General features: G+C 44.2%; 7 protein-coding genes. All 7 read left to right on the top strand.

Annotated features, from left to right (window positions below; translation table 11 throughout):
* Nucleotides 1-167: 167 nt before the first annotated feature.
* Complete coding sequence (locus tag G588_RS0106285; protein ID WP_022777909.1) at nt 168-3,485, top strand: S8 family peptidase; 3,318 nt, start codon at nt 168-170, stop codon at nt 3,483-3,485.
* Between the two features lie 180 nt (nt 3,486-3,665).
* Nucleotides 3,666-7,016 (top strand): S8 family peptidase, encoded by a 3,351-nt coding sequence (locus tag G588_RS0106280; RefSeq protein WP_022777908.1) that lies wholly within the window; start codon nt 3,666-3,668, stop codon nt 7,014-7,016.
* A gap of 183 nt (nt 7,017-7,199) precedes the next feature.
* Nucleotides 7,200-10,484 (top strand): InlB B-repeat-containing protein, encoded by a 3,285-nt coding sequence (locus G588_RS0106275; RefSeq protein ID WP_022777907.1) that lies wholly within the window; start codon nt 7,200-7,202, stop codon nt 10,482-10,484.
* A gap of 258 nt (nt 10,485-10,742) precedes the next feature.
* On the top strand, nt 10,743-14,171 hold the full coding sequence (locus tag G588_RS0106270; RefSeq protein ID WP_022777906.1) for an InlB B-repeat-containing protein: 3,429 nt from the start codon (nt 10,743-10,745) through the stop codon (nt 14,169-14,171).
* A 298-nt stretch (nt 14,172-14,469) separates the two neighbouring features.
* Complete coding sequence (locus G588_RS22005) at nt 14,470-16,824, top strand: glycoside hydrolase family 11 protein (protein WP_022777905.1); 2,355 nt, start codon at nt 14,470-14,472, stop codon at nt 16,822-16,824.
* A gap of 179 nt (nt 16,825-17,003) precedes the next feature.
* Entirely contained in the window at nt 17,004-19,091 is a 2,088-nt protein-coding gene (htpG, locus tag G588_RS0106260) for a molecular chaperone HtpG (RefSeq protein ID WP_022777904.1), read from the top strand.
* A gap of 125 nt (nt 19,092-19,216) precedes the next feature.
* Nucleotides 19,217-20,374 (top strand): hypothetical protein, encoded by a 1,158-nt coding sequence (locus tag G588_RS0106255; RefSeq protein WP_155830753.1) that lies wholly within the window; start codon nt 19,217-19,219, stop codon nt 20,372-20,374.
* Nucleotides 20,375-20,378 lie beyond the last annotated feature (4 nt).

Here is a 20,378-nt window from a genome sequence, read left to right as displayed (position 1 = left end):
AGTAACCGGTCAACAACAATTTTGATATGTGAATTTCCTGTGAAACATCGCAGGATTTTATTGTATTCTCCATCGCAAAATGTTAACTTTTTTGTAATTGTTTTTTTCAGATCGCAGGTTCAATGCGATTTTTTTATGGGGAGAAATGAAAAAAATCGGAGGAAGTAATGTATAAGAAGTCAAAAGTATTTGTTGCTGCTTGTCTTACTGTCAACATGTTGGGGAACAGTTCAGTGGCAGTTCTTGCGCAGGATTTCCCTGCAGATTCAGAAGAAGTTTTATTAGAAGATGACATCCTTGAGGAAGAGGCGGAAATATCCGAAGAAATCCCGGAAGATATCGAGGTTGAAAGCGAGGATGCAGCGGAGATTGAGGAGACTTACGAAGAAGAGGTTCAGGCCGAGGTAGTGCCTGAGGAAATGTCGGAAGAGGTTTCGGATACAGGTATGACCCTCACATCCGCGCAGAAGTCCATCAAGGGTAGACTTAGAGAGCACGCAGTGCAGCTTAACGTGGAGTCTCTTGATGAGGGCAAAGATTATGTATCAGACGAAGTTATTACTCTTGCAGATTCATTGGAGCAGGCACAGCTTATAGCGAAGGCTTACGGGGGAGAACTGGAGAGCTTTATGGGCGGTGTTGCCACCATCAGTCTTGCAGGCTCTGACTTAAGCGTTGCCACAGCCTATGAGCTTGGCATGGATGCAAACAGTGATCTTCCTGCTGTAGTTCCCAACTACATCACTGCTTTGGAGCAGCCCATCGCAGACGTCTACGGTGAAGGTGCTGATTTTACCGAATATTACGGCAATGGCTGGGACAGAAGCTATTATGAATTCGGATATAACGATCCGTATCTCAATCCCAATTCAGCTTATGACAAATATCAGTGGTTCCATGATGCCATCCATTCCTATTCAGCCTGGGGTCTTACCACAGGTAATCCTGATATAACAGTAGCGGTAATTGATACCGGAATACTTGCGACTCATGAGGACCTTAGCGGCAGGCTCATTCTTCCTGTGGATTTTAAGATCAATCTGGACAACGGCACAGACAAGGTTGGTCGAGGAACAGCCGTTGCAGGAATCATCGCCGCCAACGCAGGCAACAAAGCAGGAGGAGCAGGTGTTGCTCCCGGTGTAAGTGTTATGGCGATCAATGCTTCATCTTATGATGAGCAGAGCAAAGATTATGTCATCAAGGACAGTGACCTTATAACTGCCATCAATTATGTGGCAGGAACCGATAAAAGTGAGGTTTCTCCAAAGAAAAGAGCGAATATTATCAATATGAGCTTCGCTTCTTCTTATTATGATCCCTTTGTGGAGCAGGCTGTTAAAAAAGCCCATGACGCAGGTGTTACCATAGTGGCTTCCATGGGAGATTCAGCATCCAATGACTGCCGCTATCCTGCATGTTATGACGGAGTTATCGCTGTAGGAGCAACGAATGAGGGCGGAGAGAGGGCTTATTTTTCTTCCTATGGTGCATCCTGTGATATAGCAGCACCGGGACAGAATATTACATCAACCGACAGTTCTTCCAAGAACTCTTATAAGACAATGTCAGAAACTGCCATGGCAGTGCCTGTGGTTTCCGGAGCCTGCGCTCTCTACATGAGTGTATACGGACATCAGGATCCTGATACCATGGAGAAGGTTCTTAAAACCTCGGCAAGTAAGATCTCTGCCAAGGGATTGGGTGCAGGAATGGTGGATCTGGCCAAAATGTTCGGCGCAAATGTGACACCACCCACAGTAACTCTTGCCAAATATGTTAAGGGGTCAAAAGAGATAGTGGCCAAAGCTTCCGGCAACTCCGTCACTGCAAAAGGAACCCTCGACCCGGACCTTCGCGTTGAATTCGATTCAGACTACCTTGGCGGCGATGAAAAACTTAACAAAGAGACCAAGATCATATATACCGTCAACGGCCAGAACCCTGCGGTTAAAAACGGCGTTGTTACAACCGGTGAGGTTCTTGATTATGACATGTGGCATGACGCAATGCCCTCAATACCGGCTACTACAGCACTTAAGCTGTTCTTCTATGATTACAGTAAGCCCCTTACCGTTACTCTCAAGGCCGCATTCCTCTCAGGTACCGGCGTTATGAGTAAGGTGACCACCGTTAAGTTTACAATTGTGGATGAATCCATAGTTGATGCCCAGAACAGACAGCAGATTGAAATAACAGGTCAGGATGCTATTGTTCCCGGAACAAGTGCTTCCTTCAAGACAGTTTTTTATGAGAATTACACACATACCAAAACAGTTAAGGCAAGACCTGTGGACTGGCAACTTGATAATGCGGCAGAGGCTGCAGGCGCTGTGATTGCACCAAACGGCAAACTCACCGTTCCCGCAGGATTCAAGCCAAAGAGCATTGAAGTAAGAGCGGTCTGCAAGGACAATATCACACTTGTAGGTTACAAGTCCATAACAGTGATGAAAGAGAAGGCAGACAGCGTTAAGATAGATGTTACTTCTCCCGGTGAGTTTAACGACGTTAAAAGAAATCCCAAGACTAATTCGGTAATCAAAGTGACGCTCTTTAGCTCAAACATCGACGGCACCGGCTTTGCAGGCGATGAGACCGAGCTTGTGGTTAGGCCTGAGGTCTACACCAAGGCCGGCATCAGAATGGCAATAGATATGAAGACCTCCTATTTTACCTGCACTTCAAGTAACAAGAACGTTGTCAGGATAGATAGGGATTCAGATACAGGCGCATTTGTAGCTAAGGCAGTATCCGCAGGAACCTCAACGGTAACCTTTACAGCAGGAGATGGCAGCAAAAAGAAAGCAGCCGTCAAAGTAACCGTTATAAATCCCGCTTCCGGAGTGGCTCTGTCGATTGCAGGCAATCAGGTTCATAATATCGCCTACGGCAAGAGCGCTACAGTCAAGGCTAATCTTGGAGATACCTATGGTAAGCCTTCTGTTAAAAAGGTTGACTGGTCCTACAGAATCGGATTTTATAACAGCGATCTTAAGGAAACTTTCGTATCCGATGCAGATGCGGCAGCACTGATTAAGCTCAAGGCCTTCACCTTCTCCAAGGGCAAGATAACAGCCGGCAAACAGGCAGTACTTACCAATGCTATCGCACAGTATTCACCTTACAGCGCAGCTGATACCAAGGGGCTTCTTTTTGAGGTAACAGCGGGGACCACGGATGGAACAGGCTATAAGGCGACAGACAAGTTCTACGTGGATTCACCCAGAACAAGGCTGGTGATCAGCGCAGGTGCATCATGTGAGATATCTGAGGCCGATGCCGAGAAGATCATGGAGTTTACCATAGATTCCGACGGTGTCCATGCCTATGAAGTAATCAGCAGCAATCCTACCATTGTATCCGGATATACCGGCGGGCATATTCTGTATGTCGTGGCATATAAGAAGGGTTCTGCCACCTTGACCGTCAAGGCACTTGACGGCTCCGGCAAGACCGCCAAATTAAAGGTCAAAGTAAACTAATATCGTTATATTCCATGCAGGGCGCTGAACTTGGCGCCCTGCAATTTTGTTGCGAAAACTATCATCTTTTTTTAATGAAAATTTTAGTGACTTTCGAATCGTAGTGACATATAGTTATGGAAAAGCGTGCAAAGCTTATCATTATTGAAACTCGCAGTCTTAAAAATAAGGAGGTTTTTAATGATTAAGAGATCAAAAGTGTGGGTGGCCGCATTACTTGCAGCTAACATGGTAGTTAGCCAGCCGGCCCTGGTTCTTGCGCAGGATGTCCCTGCAGATTCTGAAGAAATTTTCCTTGAAACTGATGATGAAGAGTATTTTAGCACAGATGAAGATGTGACCGAAGAGGCCGATTTCGAATTCGATATGGATTTGGAAGAGGAGGCCTTGGAGGATTCTGTGCTTCCGGAAGAAGAGGTTATAGAGGAAGATGCTGAGCTTCAGGAAAGCAGAATCGGCGGCATCGCTCTCACCGCGTCCCAGAAAGAATACAAAGCAAACTTAAGAAAAGCCGGGAAGATCGATTTTAGCAATCTGACCGCAGGTGTTGATTACGTAGCAGGAGAAGCTATTGCTCCCGCAGCTACATTGGAAGAAGCCAAGGCTATTGCAGCTGCTTACGGTGCCAAGATTAAGAGCTTGTATTATGGCATTGTTGTACTTGATCTTACCGAGACGGATTATTCTGTTGAAGATGCCTATCTTGCAGGAATAAGTGAAGCCAATTATAACCTTCCGGCGGTAGAGCCTAACATTATGACAGTCGCTACCGAACCTAACGTTGAAGATGAGGCGGAATTTGCATCCGAGCCATATGGATGGGACAGAAGTTATTATAATTTCGGATATAACGATCCCGGTCTTAATCCCGACAACGGAGAGAACTATCAGTGGCAGCATGATATGATCCATACCTATGCAGCCTGGGGCGTTACAACCGGAAGCTCAGATGTTACGGTTGCTGTTATTGACTCAGGCGTACAGGCAAGCCATGAGGATCTGAAGGATAGAGTTAAGCTCGCAAATGACTTTATTTCGAATTATGCACCTGATGATGACAGGGAAGGTCATGGAACTCATGTAGCGGGAATAATTGCAGCTTCCGTTGGAAATGGCGTCGGAGGAGCAGGAGTGGCTCCGGGCGTTAATATTCTTGCTGTTAATGCGGTTACGGTAGAAGGTGACTTATCATACTATACAATTGCAGATGAAGCCAGGGCAGTATTCTATGTTGCGGGATATACTTCTAATTTTGTTTCAGATGAAGAGGGTTATATAACCGATTATCATTTTGATAAAAGCACAGAGAGAAGAGCTGACATCATCAATATGAGTATTGGCGGTGCAGGATACTATCAGGCTGTTCAAGATGCAATTGCAGAAGCTTATAAAGCCGGCATTACTGTTGTAGTAGCAATGGGTAACGAATACTCTAATGCCAGAATGTATCCGGTTGGATATGAACATGTACTTGCGGTAGCTTCAATCAATGAAGCCGGAGAAAAGTCGAATTTCTCAAATTACGGTGACTGGTGTGACATAGCAGCTCCCGGTTCAAATATCTATTCAACTTTCAGGGATATTAAAAATAATCCGAGCAGCACCAAGGAATACGAAGTAATGAGCGGCACTTCCATGTCAACTCCTGTTGTTGCCGGTGCCTGCGCTCTGTATATGAGTGCGTATGGGCACGTAGCACCTGACAAGATGGAGGAAATCGTTAAAGCTTCTGCCAATAAGACAGTCTCCAAAGGAATGGGAGCCGGAATCATAGACGTAGCCAAGATGCTTGGCGACACAACTGCGCCTACTGTTACGGTAACAGATCTCGAAGGCAATCAGATAGCAAAAGCCGGCGGCGATAATGCTACCGCTACGATCAGCGGTGCACTGCAAGATGCAAAAGTGACAATTACGCCTGAGAATTATGGCGGTGATCCTAAGCTGCTTACTGGTTCGAAAATCGTATATACAACAAACGGTAAGAACCCAGTTGTTATTAATGGAGTGATCCAGGCAGGCTGCACATATTATGAGTATGATCCTGACAACAATCAGGAGCGTTACATCAGCTGGTTTGGATATGATGAGAAAAAGAATAAGAACATGACCGTTAAAATTGCGGTATTAACAGGAAGTGGAGTACTTAGTAAAGTAACTACGATTAAGTACACAATCAAGCCGCAGACGGTATACAAATCCTTTTATTGGTATGCTTCAGGACCATCTTATGTAGTGCCGGGAGCTAAAACCAAGTATTCAGTTGTTACTAATTACAAGAGTAAAGCTGCTACCTGGTCTGTAGATGAGAAATCAGCAGCCAAGGGCATAACTATTGATGCTAAAGGTAATCTCTTAGTTCCCAAGACTGTAACAACAGGAAACATTGAGATAACTGCTACAAGTAAAGACATAACGGATCTGTACTACGTAACCTATGTAAGTATTATTGATGAGATTACCAAGCAGGTTAAGCTTAAAGCTGATGATCCCAAAGAACTAAATTCAGTGGTTGTTAAGAAAGATTCTGTAACATCATTAACTTTGTTTAGCCAGAATATCGATGAAGCAAGTGGTGTAGATGAGACAACTATTCATATTACTCCATCGTTCCTTACCCAGTCGGGAGCAGATCTTCGTGGAAAAGTGTCATATTACTGCACATCCACAAATTACAGAATCGCTTCTCCTGAAAATGAGATGATGGATGGATTCGATATTATTGCTGACCAGCCCGGAACAGCGACAATCACTGTATATCCTCTCGATGGAAGTAAGAAGAAAGCGACCATCAAAGTTAAGGTAATCACTCCTGCATCAGGTATTGCAATTACAACCAAGAATAATCAGGGTGATTATATAGGCTATGGAAAGAGCGCCACAGCGGTCGCTGCCATCGGTAATGCTTACGGTAAGCCCACTGTTACCAAAGTTAAATGGAGCTATGATATAGTTGGTATATATCAGGATGAAGATACGACTGTAACTACCGATCCGTTGGATGAAGTAACCAAAAAAGCGATCATGAAGACAAAAGCTTTTTCATTCTCAAAGGGCAAGGTAACAGTTGGAAAACAAGCTGCTTATGGGAAAGCAATTGAATATCTTCCGTATGGTTATGACTTCGGATTTGTTGTTAAGGCAACAACAACGGATGGTACGAATTATACTGCATCCAAGACATATCGTGCTTCGATAGCGGATGAAGGTCTGGCGGTTTGCTATCAGGATGATTTGTATGGCGACTTCCATCAAATTACCGTAGATTATTATGATGACAGTGAAATAGGTAGTTATGGCGGGTACTTTTTGCTTGGCAAAAATGGATATGTTGGTACCAGATTTGAGGTTACAAGCAGCAAATCGTCTGTTGCTACGGCATATGCTACTATTGAGAAATACGGAGAGAGTTATGTTCCAAGATTATATGTAACAGCGCATGGGCTTGGAACAACGACAATTAAGATAAGAGCCCTTGATGGCAGCAATGCAACAACGTCAATAAAGATAATAGTAAAGGACTACAGATAAAATTTCAGAGAACCTTGAGCTTTGGATAACATAGCTCAGGGTTCTCTTTTTTGGGAATTTTTTATCAAATGCAGATATAATGTGGATTTCACGTCATGTATTTGTGATACAATAATCTTGTGCGCATTGTGCGCGGTTTTAGGGGTGTTTGATTGAAAAATATATGTGCGAAAGGAGAAATCTATGAAAAGAAGGTTGATTGGTAAGATGCTTAGCATTACCCTTTCAGCTGCAATGGCGGTGTCCATGTTATCGGTACCTGCCTATGCTGCGGAGACAGAGCCTGAGGAGGCTGTTTTCGAGGAATCAGCAGAAGAGATCCTGGAGGTGGAAGATTCGGAAGAGGACACCGAAGAGTACACTGAGGATGAGTATTATGATGAGGACGGATCCGAAGAAGCCCCCGAAGAAGGCATCGCAGAAGAAGATGCTGAAGCCGGAGAGTTCTATACCGGCGAAGAACCTGCCGAAGATGTAACGGTAGAAGAAGTTTACGAAGATGTTGAGAACTTAACTGAGTTTGAAGAGATTCTTCCTGAAGAGGTTGAATCCGTCGAAGCAGAAGATGAAACAGAGACTATTAATGTGAAATCACCCGGTCCTTCACAGGGCACCTACAATGTAAAATTCAGGCTTGGTAAACCTGAAGGCTGTCTCCAGGAACATCAGTGGGGATATATTGATGGCTACACCATGCAGGTTGAGCTGGGTGAGCCTGTCGTTCTGTACGGCGATGAGATGCAGATTCCGGGTTATGAACTGGTTGGTTGGACCTACAAGGACGCGGCAGGCAAGACAGGCAAAGTAAATACTGCCGCTGCCAAGCTTCCCTGCCTTGCAACCAAGGAGGGGGAGTATGCAGAAGTTACGCCTATCTGGAAACTTGGCACCTATACACTTACCTATAATTTCAACGGCGGAACATCCAAGAGTAAGACCAAAGTAACCTACAAGCTTGACAGTAAAACCGTCAACAGACAGCCGCTTCTTAATTATGTTGCAGATGAGTCTGCCGAAGATGGCTTCTCTATCAATACTGTCAATCCTGAAGTTACAATGCCCGGCTACACCTTTACCGGATGGAGCAGCTATTATTACGATGAGAGATATTACGGTGATGATGTATTCCGCGATATGGAGCTTAGAGCTCAGTGGCAGGCAATCCGCTATGAACTTGTACTTGATTTTGAAGATGCTTCACTGAAAGTTGGTGACATTTGGTACGATGATACTTATTCCTTCAAAAACTATACTATTTACGGCTGGATCAGAAATTACAGACCTGTAAAAGAAGGTTATACCTTCAAAGGATGGGCTGCTAAGGTAAAGGGAAAGGATAAGCTTTTCAAACCCGCAGATAAGATTGTACTTAATACTTTTGATATTGACACTGATGGCAAATACAGGATCAAGGCTGTATGGACACCTGATACCAATAAGCTGACCTATCAACTTAGCGGCGGAAAAATCAGCAAGGCACCTAAGACCTTCAAGACAGGCGACGGAACAGCTATTCCTAATCCCTCAATGCCCGGATACAAGTTTAATGGATGGAAAGTCTGGGCACCCATCGATGAGTACGATAACATAGAGCTGGTTGATGCCGTGGAAGCCGGTTACATCAAGGGCGGCAAGTTAACAGAACTGGCTACGGATGATCTGCTATTGGTGGCAGATTGGGAAGCACTTCATTACGTCATTACAATCAAGAACAATGATGGTTCTGATCTTGTGGACGCTGACGGAAATGTTTTGGAAATGCCATGGCGCGACGACGTATTCTATGATGAAAACCTTGATTTTACAAGTGCTGCATATTTCGTAGAGAATTACGGTGCTCTTGGAGAAGGCAAGAGTGTAGCAGGCTTTGCTACCGCACCCGGCGCCAAGAAAGCTACTTATAAGCTCAACACCGTTTATTCCAAGTTCCTTCCTAAGACAGCAGAGGGTAACAGCCTTGAAGTGCCTGTAACTCTTTATGTTGTTCCTCAGGATAAGGTATATCGTATTTCATATTATGCCGGAGGAAACGTAAGCAAAGCTACATATACATTTACTGCCAAGAACGTGACCAAGAATCTTCCGATTAAAGCAGTTGCAACCTCTAAGGGCTGGAAATTCTTAGGCTGGAAAGCAGCTCCAGGATCAGAAGAATATGTGGTTACCAATGCTAACGGATATGTAACTGCAATCAAGGCAGGTACTTTGGCCAATGTTTATCTTGAGGCTGATTTCGGTAACGAGAATACCTATACCATCACTCTTTTGCCCGGTGCATCCGATGTTAAGAATGCAGAGGGTAAAACAGTTGATCCCAAAAAGGGAGAGCTGTATAAGGTTGACGGTAAGACAGCCTTTACCTATGAAACTTATGATTACTACATCGAAAATCCCGGATGGACAAGAGACGGATATGAGTTTGGGGGATTTTATACTGATTCCAAATTGACTAAGGCAGCAATATACACAACCAAGCTCGGAAGCGGCAAGGATACTAATATCAAAATCTATACCCGCTGGGTGCCTACAGAGCATTACATCACCACCTCAGATACAGCAGTTGTAATTAGGGGAACAGACCGCACACAGGTAAGTCAGAGCTACATTGGTACCTCTTATTACTTCTGGCAGAGGGTTTCATATGGCACTAAGGATGTAACTCCTAAGGCTGTTAAGGCAACAGGTTTTGTATTCAAGGGCTGGACGATTGCAAATGATCTTACTGATGTCTCAGCTATCGAATATACCGATACTACCGAGACTTATGTTAAGAAGATCAAAAAGACCAACAAGCAGGATGTTGTGCTGAAGCCTGTTTTTGAAGAAATATCCTATAAGGTATATGTGAATCCCAATGGTGGTACCTATAAGGGCAGCACAGCAAAGACTCTGGTAGCTGACAAAGTATACTACAAAGATACACTGGAAAACGTATATAACGAAGTATCCCCTTATGCAAAGAGAAGCGGTTATAACGTTAATACACTTTCAACCACAAAGGATTATAAGGGAAGCATTTACGCTACCTATATAATAAATGAAAACAACATCACAAGGTATGAAAAACGCTTCTATAGCGGCTTTGGTACCAAGCAGGATGCCTCTGTTGTACTCAATGTTATCTGGTATGCTGTTTCACCCGGGGTACCTAAACTGTATGTTTATGGCGATGATGTCAACGGTGATGAGCTTACTCTTCATAGCGATTATTCTCCAAGCCAGGGATACAGCAGAATCGTATTTGAGTATTCAACAACCTCTGATTTCTCAGATGATGTTAAGACTGTTATATGGGATAAGGCAGTGAGAGACAGTGGCGATAATTACAATTATCCAAAGGTGAAGCTTACTTATGGCAAGAACTATTACATCCGCTTAAGACAGGAAGTAATTGATTCCACTGGTGATTACTTCGCAGGACAGTGGAGTAAGACCAAGATGGTTCACCTGACTAAACCAGAATATTAATGAAGCTATGACAATCTAAAACAGGCCCGGTACTATTCGGAAAAAGCGCAAAGTACCGGGCTTTTTCTATGCCCTGATATAAAGGACGGTGAAACTATATTTATGTCCATCAGTCAGATAATTGAAATTACATTGATAAAATGCCGTGATTTTATACTTTTTTAATTAAATACCAAAAATCACACTGCTAAAATAAATCTTGCGTTCGGGACAACGCAAATATGAATGAAAAGTGTATATGTGTGAAAGGAGAAACACATGAAAAGTAAGTTGATTGGAAAACTGCTTAGTTTTACACTGTCAGCTGCATTGGCAGTAACAGCATTTTCAACACCTGCATATGCTGCAGAGACGGATCTCGGGCAGGCAGAGGAAATCGCATTCGAAGAAGTTGTTGAAGAAGAGAGTCTCGAGGATGCGGTTGATAATACGGACGAGACTTTTGAAGAGACTACTGAGGCAGAGGAGACTGAGGAAGTTTCTTTTGAGGAAGAGTTAGTAGAAGATATTGACGAAGTAGAAGAGCAGGCAGAAGAAGCAACTACCGAAGCTGAAGAAGTATTTGCAGTAGAGGAAGAGGACGCTGACTTTGAAGCTGTTTCAAGTAACAATTCAAATACAATCACTGTTATTTTTCATTCCAATTATCGTGGAAATGATACAACAGTTAAGAGATTTTTTGACAAGACCAATCTTGATGAGAATCCCATTAACTACACATCACTGTTTACTGTAGGCTACGATAAGCTGTTCATCGGCTGGGAGCTGAACGGAGAGTTCAAGGAAACCGTTACTGAGAAAGAAGTAGTTGATTACGCGGTTGCCAATGCACTTAAGACAGTTGATATTTATGCTCAGTGGGAGTCTTTTGGAACCTATAATGTAACATTCAATCTGGGTGAGCCTGACGGTTGCCTCCAGAAAAATCATTACGGATATGGCGACGGAGAGATTGTAGCATTAGAGATCGGTGAGCCCATTATCCTTAGCGGCGATGAGTTCCTGCTTCCAGGTTATGAGCTTGTAGGTTGGACTATCAAGGATTCAACAGGCAATACAGTTAAGACTCTTAAAAAGGCTTCCGGCACTATCCCCAGTCTTTATGAGAAATATGGTGATTCCTTCACGTTCACTCCTGTTTGGAAACTTGGAACCTATACCATTACCTATGATTTCAATGGTGGTACATCCAAGAGCAAGAACAAGGTTACATACAAGCTTGACAGCACAACAGTAAATGCGCAGCCTCTTCTTAACTATGTGGCTGATGCTGACGACAAGTACGGATTTGTGATCAATACTGCTACTCCCGAAGTTACAAGAGACGGATATACTTTTACCGGATGGAATGGCGGATATACAAGATCTTACGGTGGAAACAGTTTCAATAATTTGACTTTGAAAGCTAACTGGACAGCTAATAAATACACAGTTAACTGGGATGCTAACGGCGGTTATCTCTTCGGAGAGAGCGTATATTCATCTAATTATAGTATTAGTACATCATTCAATAACTATAAGCCCTATAGAGACGGCTATACTTTTAAGGGCTGGAAGACCAAGGTTAAGGGTAAAGATAAGACCTTCAAGGCTACAGATAAGATCGCACTTAAGGATATTGACAGAGGTACAGATGGCACTTATTCACTGACAGCTGTATGGGAAGCAGAGAAGAACAAGATAGCATATTACCTCGCCGGAGGAACAATCAAGAAAGCACCTAAGACCTACAAGAGCGGTGAAGAAACAGTCATTCCCAATCCTACCATGGACGGATATAAGTTTAACGGTTGGGTTGTTGAAGAGTACGATTATGAAGCAGAGGAGTATATCTACATTGACGCAGAAGAAGCCGGAATAATCAAGGACGGCAAACTTACAGCAACTAATACAGGATATATTTACTTAGAGGCTTCATGGTCACCACTTTATTATGATATTACTTTCAAGAACAATGATGGCACAGATCTTACAGATACAGAAGGCAATCCTGTTACCGTATCAGGCTTTACCGGCGTTTATTACAATCAGACACTTGATTTTGCCAAGGCAGCTACACAGATCGAGGCTACAGGAGCTCTTGGAGATAAGGGTATCGCAGGCTTTGCTGTTAAGGCCAATGCCAAGAAGCCTACGTACAAGCTTAATGTAAATTATTACAGGTTCCTCCAGAAGTCCTATAACGGAGAGGGAACCACAGTTCCTGTAACACTCTATGTAGTAACTCAGGAAAAGGTAAATCGTATTACCTACAACCTTAATGGCGGTAAAATCAAGAATGCCACATATACTTTCACAGCCAAGAACGTAGCAAAGGATCTTGCTATCAAGGCAACTGCAGCTAGGACAGGCTGGAAGTTCGTAGGCTGGACAGCAGACGAAGCTTATGATGCATATGTAGTAAAGAATGCAGACGGCTATGTAACTGCAGTTAAGGCAGGTACAGCAGCTAATATCGTTCTTGATGCAGTTTATGCTGATCAGAACAAATATACCATCACTCTTATGCCAGGAGCAGCAGATGTTAAGAATGCAGCAGGACAGGTTGTTGACAGCAAGAAGGGTGAGCAGTTCACTGACGGAGAGACCACTGAATTTGGCTATACGGATTACACACATTATCTTGATAGTGTCGTATGGACCAGAGAGGGATATTACTTCAGCGGCTTCTACACAGACAGCAAATTCAAAAAGTACGCTTATTCCACAGCAGGACTCGGCAACGGCAAGAGCACCAATGTTAAGGTATATGCAAAATGGAATCCTATCCAGGTAGAAGTAGAAATTGACGATAATGCACTGGTATATAGAGGAACAGAACCACGCACTGTATATGAGGGCTATTTGAATGCTCGGTTCTCAGGTTATAATTTCGTTAAATACGGAACTAAGGATCTGACTCTTAAGGCAGTTAAGGCTGACGGATACATCTTCAAGGGATACAAGATCATCAACGAGATCACAGATGATTCCGGCATCGAGTATACAGATACTACCAAGACCTACGTAAAGAAGATCAAGAAGACCAACAAGGTAGATATCATTCTCAGACCTGTATTTGAGGAGATCACCTACAAGGTAATGGTTAACCCTAACGGCGGTAAGTACAACGACAGCACAGCTAAGGCTCTTGTAGCTGAGAAGGTATACTATACACAGACTCTTGATGAAGTATATGCTGATATCACAGCAAAGGCCAAGAGAAGCGGATATACAATAGGCTCTGTATCAACAACTAAGGACTATAAGGGCAATATCAGACAGACCGGTATCAACAGTGACGAAAGCCGCTTTACATATTTCAAGGCCAGACTTGCAACCAAGCAGGATGCAACAGTTGTACTCAATGTTCTCTGGAATGCGGTAAGTACTGATGCGCCTGTTATAAAAGCACAGAATACCGGTGCAGATGGAGATACAATCTCTCTTTATTCCAGCGCCAGCCCAACTGAGAACTACCGCAGAGTAGTATTTGAGTATTCAACAAGTGCAGACTTCTCAAATAATGTTAAGTCTTATACATGGGATAAGCTCAACTATACTGAGGAGGGCATATATGAATATCCTACAGTAACCGTTACTCCCGGCAAGAACTATTATGTTCGCGTAAGACAGGAAATCATTGATTCCACAGGCGAGTATTTCGCAGGCAAGTGGAGCAATACAGTAATGGTAGCAGGCAAGTAATTTTAAATTATAATAATGGTGACAGGCACTTTCGCCCGCGAAAGTGCCTGTCACTTTTTTGCACTAAAGTGCCTGTCACCGAATAATTACTCAATAACATGCGCTAATATACACCATCTGCGGGGATTTGTCTTGGCATTTTCCCGGCTGATATGAAATTATTGCTAAAATGTGTCAACTTTTGTAAAAAAGTTGTCTAGTTTCTCTTGAAAGATAGATACATCTTTGGACACTCGCTATAATAGGGTTAAATAAAACGTCAACTTTGTTGTGGAGAGAAAAGAGAGGAGGTAATTGGGTGAAGAAAGGCAAAATTAAGGCATTGCTTCTTGCAATGCTGGTGGGTGTTTCCATGCTTACACCTTCAATCAAGGCACAGGCAGGAGCAACCTACTACGACAACAAGACCGGACAAGAGGACGGTTACGACTTTGAACTGTGGAAAGACTACGGCAACACCAGCATGACACTGAACGGCGGGGGAACCTTCAGCTGTCAGTGGAGCAACATCGGCAACGTTCTGTTCAGAAAGGGCAGAAAGTTCGGTGGCAACCAGTCATATCAGCAGGTGGGAAATATCTCCTTTGACTATGGCTGCGATTACAGACCAAACGGCAATTCATATCTCTGCGTCTATGGTTGGACAACAAGTCCTCTTATCGAGTATTACATCGTAGACAGCTGGGGATCATGGCGTCCACCCGGGGGATCACCTAAGGGTCAGATCACCGTTGACGGAGGAACCTACGACGTATATGAGACAACACGTGTAAATCAGCCTTCAATCCAGGGTAACACCACATTCCAGCAGTACTTCAGTGTTCGTACTTCCAAGAGAACCGAAGGAACCATCAACGTTACCGAGCACTTCAAGGCTTGGGAAAAAATGGGTATGAGAGTTGGTAACCTCTACGAGGCAGCTCTTAATGTAGAAGGCTATCAGAGCAGCGGATCAGCCAATGTTTACAAGAACAACATGACCATCGGCGGATCAGGCAGCAGCCAGGGCGGCAACCAGGGTGGAAACCAGGGTGGCAATCAGGGCGGCAATCAGGGTGGCAACACCGGCAGCCAGACTTCAGGCAATGAGACCATCGTTCAGTGTGAGTCAATGACCAAGGCAGGTCAGTACACAGGAAATGTTAACAATCCTTTCGGCGGAGTAGCACTTTATGCCAATAACGACAGAGTTTCCTATACTCAGTACTTCGCTGGCGGAACCCATGATTTTACACTTCGCGGCTGCTCCAACAATGACAACATGGCAAGAGTTGATCTTAAGATCGGCGGACAGACCAAGGGAACCTTCTATTACGGCGGCTCTTACCCGGCAGAATACACCATCAAGAATGTAAGCCACGGAACCGGTAATCAGACCATCGAACTTGTAGTGACAGCAGACAACGGACAGTGGGACGCATACATTGACTACCTCAAGATCGGCGGAGCCGGCGTTGGCGGCAATGAAGGCGGCAATCAGGGCGGTAGCGAAGGTGGCAACCAGGGTGAAACTACACAGCCTGACCCTCAGCCCGAGCCAACACCTGAACCCGAGCCTGAACCTGAGCCGGAACCGGCACCACAGCCTGAGAGCAGTGAGACTTTAGTTCAGTGCGAATCAATGACCAAGGCAGGTCAGTACACAGGAAACGTTAATAGTCCCTTTGGCGGCGTAGCACTTTATGCCAACAACGACAGAGTTTCCTATACTCAGTACTTTGCCGGCGGCACTCATGACTTCACACTTCGCGGCTGTTCCAACAATAGCAATATGGCAAGAGTTGATCTTAAGATCGGTGGACAGACCAAGGGAACCTTCTATTACGGCGGTTCTTATCCTGCAGAGTACACCATCAAGAATGTAAGCCACGGAACCGGCAATCAGACTATCGAACTTGTTGTAACAGCAGACGACGGACAGTGGGATGCTTACATTGATTACCTTAAGATCACCGGCGCAGGTGTAGGAGATAACACCGGAAACACAGGCAACAACGGCGGAAACAACGGTGGGAACAACCAGGGCGGCAACTCCGCTAACCAGAAACTCATCGCCCTCACCTTTGACGACGGCCCCTCAAGCACTACAAGCGATGTTCTTGATGTCCTTGAGAAGTACAACGTTAAGGCTACCTTCTTCCTTATCGGACAGAACGTCAACAACAACACACTGTCAATAATGCAGAGACAGGTAAGAAACGGACATGAGCTGGCAAGCCACTCCTATACACATCAGGATATGACAAGAATGAGCGCACAGCAGATCCGTAACGAGATGGAGTGGACATCTTCAGCTATTAAGAATGCAGTCGGAGCTGAGATTAAGTTCTTCAGACCACCTTACATTTCAGTAAATAACACAATGTACCAGAATATCGACTATCCTTTCATTCAGGGGCTTCTGATCAACGATTGGGAGAACAGCACCTCAGTTCAGCAGAGAGTAAACAATGCTCTTGGCGGAGCTAAGGACGGTCAGATCATTCTTCTTCATGATTTCCAGGGCAACAGTCAGACAGTACAGGCTCTTCCTCAGATCATCGAAGGTCTTCAGAACCAGGGCTATACTTTTGTAACAGTAAGCGAACTCTTCAGACTTAAAGGTGTTAACGCTAACGTCGAGTACAAGATCTGGTCCAACGTAAATAACTGATAATATAAAAAAACTATACAGACATCCAGGCAAGGCATAAACCACAACAAAAAAGTTTTTGTTAGCACTCGTTTCTAACGAGTGCTAATTTTTTATTGACTTTTACTTTTCAGGGGTTAAAATATATTTTGTACGATGAATTCGTGCGGATATTATCTTTATGAGAAGGAGTGAGAGTTATGGCTTCCAAAAAGGGAAATTTATCAATTAACAGCGAGAACATGTTTCCGATCATCAAGAAATGGCTGTATTCGGATCATGATATTTTTTACAGAGAAGTAATATCCAACGCCTGCGATGCGATCACCAAGATCCGCAAGATGGATATGATGGGAGAGTATGAGCTGCCGGAAGGCTTTAAGCCCCGTGTGGACATCATCTTAAATGACAAGGAGAAGACCATCAAGATCGTCGATAACGGTATCGGTATGACAGCTGAGGAGGTTGAGGAGTACATCAATCAGGTGGCTTTTTCAGGTGCCACAGACTTCCTTAATAAATATAAGGACAAGGCCAACGCAGATCAGATTATCGGTCACTTCGGTCTTGGTTTCTATTCAACCTTCATGGTTGCAGAGAACGTAGATATCGACACACTTTCTTATAAGTCAGACGCAGCCTCTGTTCACTGGACCTGCGACGGCGGCTCTGATTTCGAGATGTCAGACGGAGACAAGACTGAAGTTGGTACCACCATCACACTTCACCTCTCAGAGGACTGCCTTGAGTTCTGCAACGAGTACAAGGCAAGAGAGGTCATCCAGAAGTATTGTTCCTTCATGCCTTATGAGATCTACCTTTCAAGAGAAAACGAAGAGGGCACAGAGACCATCAAGGCTTCTGAGAAGCTTGAGTCAGATACAGTTATAGAAGAGGTTCACCCTGAGAAGAAAGAGGGTGAGGAAGAGGAGCCCGAGCTTCAGTACAAGATTAAGAGAAGACCTCAGCTTCTTAACGACACACATCCCCTCTGGGCCAAGACCCCCAAGGACTGCACAGATGAGGAGTACAAGGAGTTCTACAGAAAGGTATTCCGCGATTACAAGGAGCCTTTATTCTGGATCCACCTTAACATGGACTATCCCTTCAACCTCAAGGGTATCCTGTACTTCCCCAAGATCAACATGGAGTTTGAATCCATCGAGGGAACCATCAAGCTGTATAACAACCAGGTATTCATCGCAGATAACATCAAGGAAGTTATCCCTGAGTATCTGATGCTTCTTAAGGGCGTTATCGACTGTCCCGATCTTCCTCTTAACGTATCAAGATCGGCCCTTCAGAACGACGGCTTTGTTAAAAAGATCTCCGAGTACATCAGCAAAAAGGTTGCTGAGAAGCTCGCAGGCCTGTGCAAGACCGACAAAGAGAACTACGACAAATACTGGGATGACATCAGTCCCTTCATCAAATACGGTTGCCTTCGCGACGACAAGTTCTGCGAGAAGATGACAGACTACATCCTCTTCAAGAACCTTGACGGCAAGTACCTCACAACACCCGAGGCTCTTCAGATCAACAAGGAAGCCGAAGAGGAAGCAGCCGAGGAAGAGGCAGTAGATGAGAATGGCAACAAGGTCGAGGCAGAGGTAGTTGACGATGCCAAGACAGATTCCGCAGACTCCAAGGCTGACGATAAGGAAGAGGACAAGGAGCCCCGCACCATCTACTATGTAACCGATGAACAGCAGCAGAGTCAGTACATCAACATGTTCAAGGCCCAGAAGATGGATGCCTTCATCATGAACCACAACATCGACGTACCTTTCATGGAGCAGCTTGAGCGCAAGAACGAGGGCATCAAGTTCCTTAGAATCGACGCTGACCTCACAGATTCATTTAAGTCCAAGACCTCCAAGAAGGCTGCAAAAGAGCTTGAGGAGCAGGAGAAGGGCCTTGCAGAGAAGATCAAGAAGGCTCTTAAGAACGACAAGCTCACCGTTAAGCTTGAGAAGCTCAAGGACAAAAAGGTATCTTCAATGCTCACCGTATCAGAGGAATCCAGACGTATGGCTGAGATGATGAAGATGTATGCCATGAACGGCATGAGCATGGGCGACTTTGGAAATGAAGGACAGACTCTTATCCTCAATGCCAACCATCCTCTTGTACAGTATGTTCTTGAGAACGAGGACGGCGCCAACACAAGAATGATCTGCGAACAGCTCTACGATCTTGCCCGCATCCAGAATGCACCGCTTGAGGGCGAGGCCATGAGCAAGTTCGTTATGAGAAGCAATGATATCATGATGCTTCTTGCAAAATAATATTTCTGTAATCGCATAATACAGCTTAGTAATTCGCCAAGAAATTCGTTGAATTTCCTGGCGAATTTTTTTATATTAATTGAAGCTTATTTGAACAAGAAAAAAGTATTTATTTGGGAGTAACAATGAAACAGTATTTGGAAAGATTATTAATGGGCACATTCAGGAGAGTTCTGTTTATAGGAAGTTTGCCCGTAGTATTTATTTCAGTAATTAGAATCATAGCAGACTGTAACGTGCATTTTTCAGCTGCAGGAGCCGACAGATTATCCAAGCTTCTGCTGGCTGGTCTCATGTTTTACATCATATTTGTCGTGACCAATTTTTCCAACGCAATGGACGCTCTTTCAAGCGTTCCCATATGGCAGAAGATCCTGGGCAGTGAGCAGGTGGATGCTTTTCTTACGGACGAAGAATTTGTTCCCTATGTTTATTCTGATAACTCGGAGAGCGGTATTGTCAAGATCAGTAAGAGCCGCAAGTGGATCAAGGTGTTCGGAAGATATTATCCGGTTGCTCTTATTGCAGGTTACAAGAGCTTTGGATCACAACTTGTAATGCTAAACGGCCAGACCGCATATTTTCAGTTTATGATGGGGCATCCCGATGTTAAGAGGGCTCTTGCCGAGCTCCATCCCAATTCAGATTATTATGAGGAACTTCTTACCCAGCCCCGCAGCACAGGTATCCTTCAAGAAACCTATGATAAAGCCCTCAGAGCCTGTGGGACAGACCTTGAGAAAGCCGACTGGGAGGATCTTCGTTACAGATTTGAGATTGAACTTTCACGGGTTTGTTCTTCGGGAATCGATGCCGTATCAACGATGCATAAAAATGTTCTTAGTGAGAAGCAGCTTGAATATGCCATAGAACAGATCAAAAAAGTTGAGCTTAAGAGCACCAGCACTGTCCTTGATTTTAAGAGCTATGAGAATGAGTACTGTGTTTGCAACGGTGTGGCAGTTCTTGAAGGCATAGGCTATCCCGCCAATAAGGAAGGCATCGATTTTCTTTTCAAATGCCTTGGAAGTGTGGATGCACCTTATTTTGTACATGCTGTAAAGGTGCTTAAGGAATTTGATACAGAAGAGCTTCACAGGAAGATCGACTATGAGATAAAGAGAGCTTTCATCAAGAGAGATGCTGTTTACCTGGCAGGTATCATTTATCTGGCAAAAGAGATCGACTACGACATTCCTTTTTTGAAGGAGCAAAAAGAAAACCTGCAGGCATCATCCTCAGAGTCTGAAGAAGAGCTGCAGGTTGCAGGAGCGCAGTTCTGATAAG

It is taken from the genome of Butyrivibrio sp. AE3009 (assembly GCF_000420845.1).
Taxonomy (GTDB): Bacteria; Bacillota; Clostridia; order Lachnospirales; family Lachnospiraceae; genus Butyrivibrio.
The sequence above is the reverse complement of the archived record's forward strand: the minus strand, read 5'-3'. Positions and strand labels throughout refer to the sequence as shown.

What these genes read in the sequence shown, in the direction of transcription:
- G588_RS0106285 (WP_022777909.1), top strand. Translation starts at nt 168, where the DNA reads ATGTATAAGAAGTCAAAAGTATTTGTTGCTGCTTGTCTTACTGTCAAC.
- G588_RS0106280 (WP_022777908.1), top strand. Translation starts at nt 3,666, where the DNA reads ATGATTAAGAGATCAAAAGTGTGGGTGGCCGCATTACTTGCAGCTAAC.
- G588_RS0106275 (WP_022777907.1), top strand. Translation starts at nt 7,200, where the DNA reads ATGAAAAGAAGGTTGATTGGTAAGATGCTTAGCATTACCCTTTCAGCT.
- G588_RS0106270 (WP_022777906.1), top strand. Translation starts at nt 10,743, where the DNA reads ATGAAAAGTAAGTTGATTGGAAAACTGCTTAGTTTTACACTGTCAGCT.
- htpG (WP_022777904.1), top strand. Translation starts at nt 17,004, where the DNA reads ATGGCTTCCAAAAAGGGAAATTTATCAATTAACAGCGAGAACATGTTT.
- G588_RS0106255 (WP_155830753.1), top strand. Translation starts at nt 19,217, where the DNA reads ATGAAACAGTATTTGGAAAGATTATTAATGGGCACATTCAGGAGAGTT.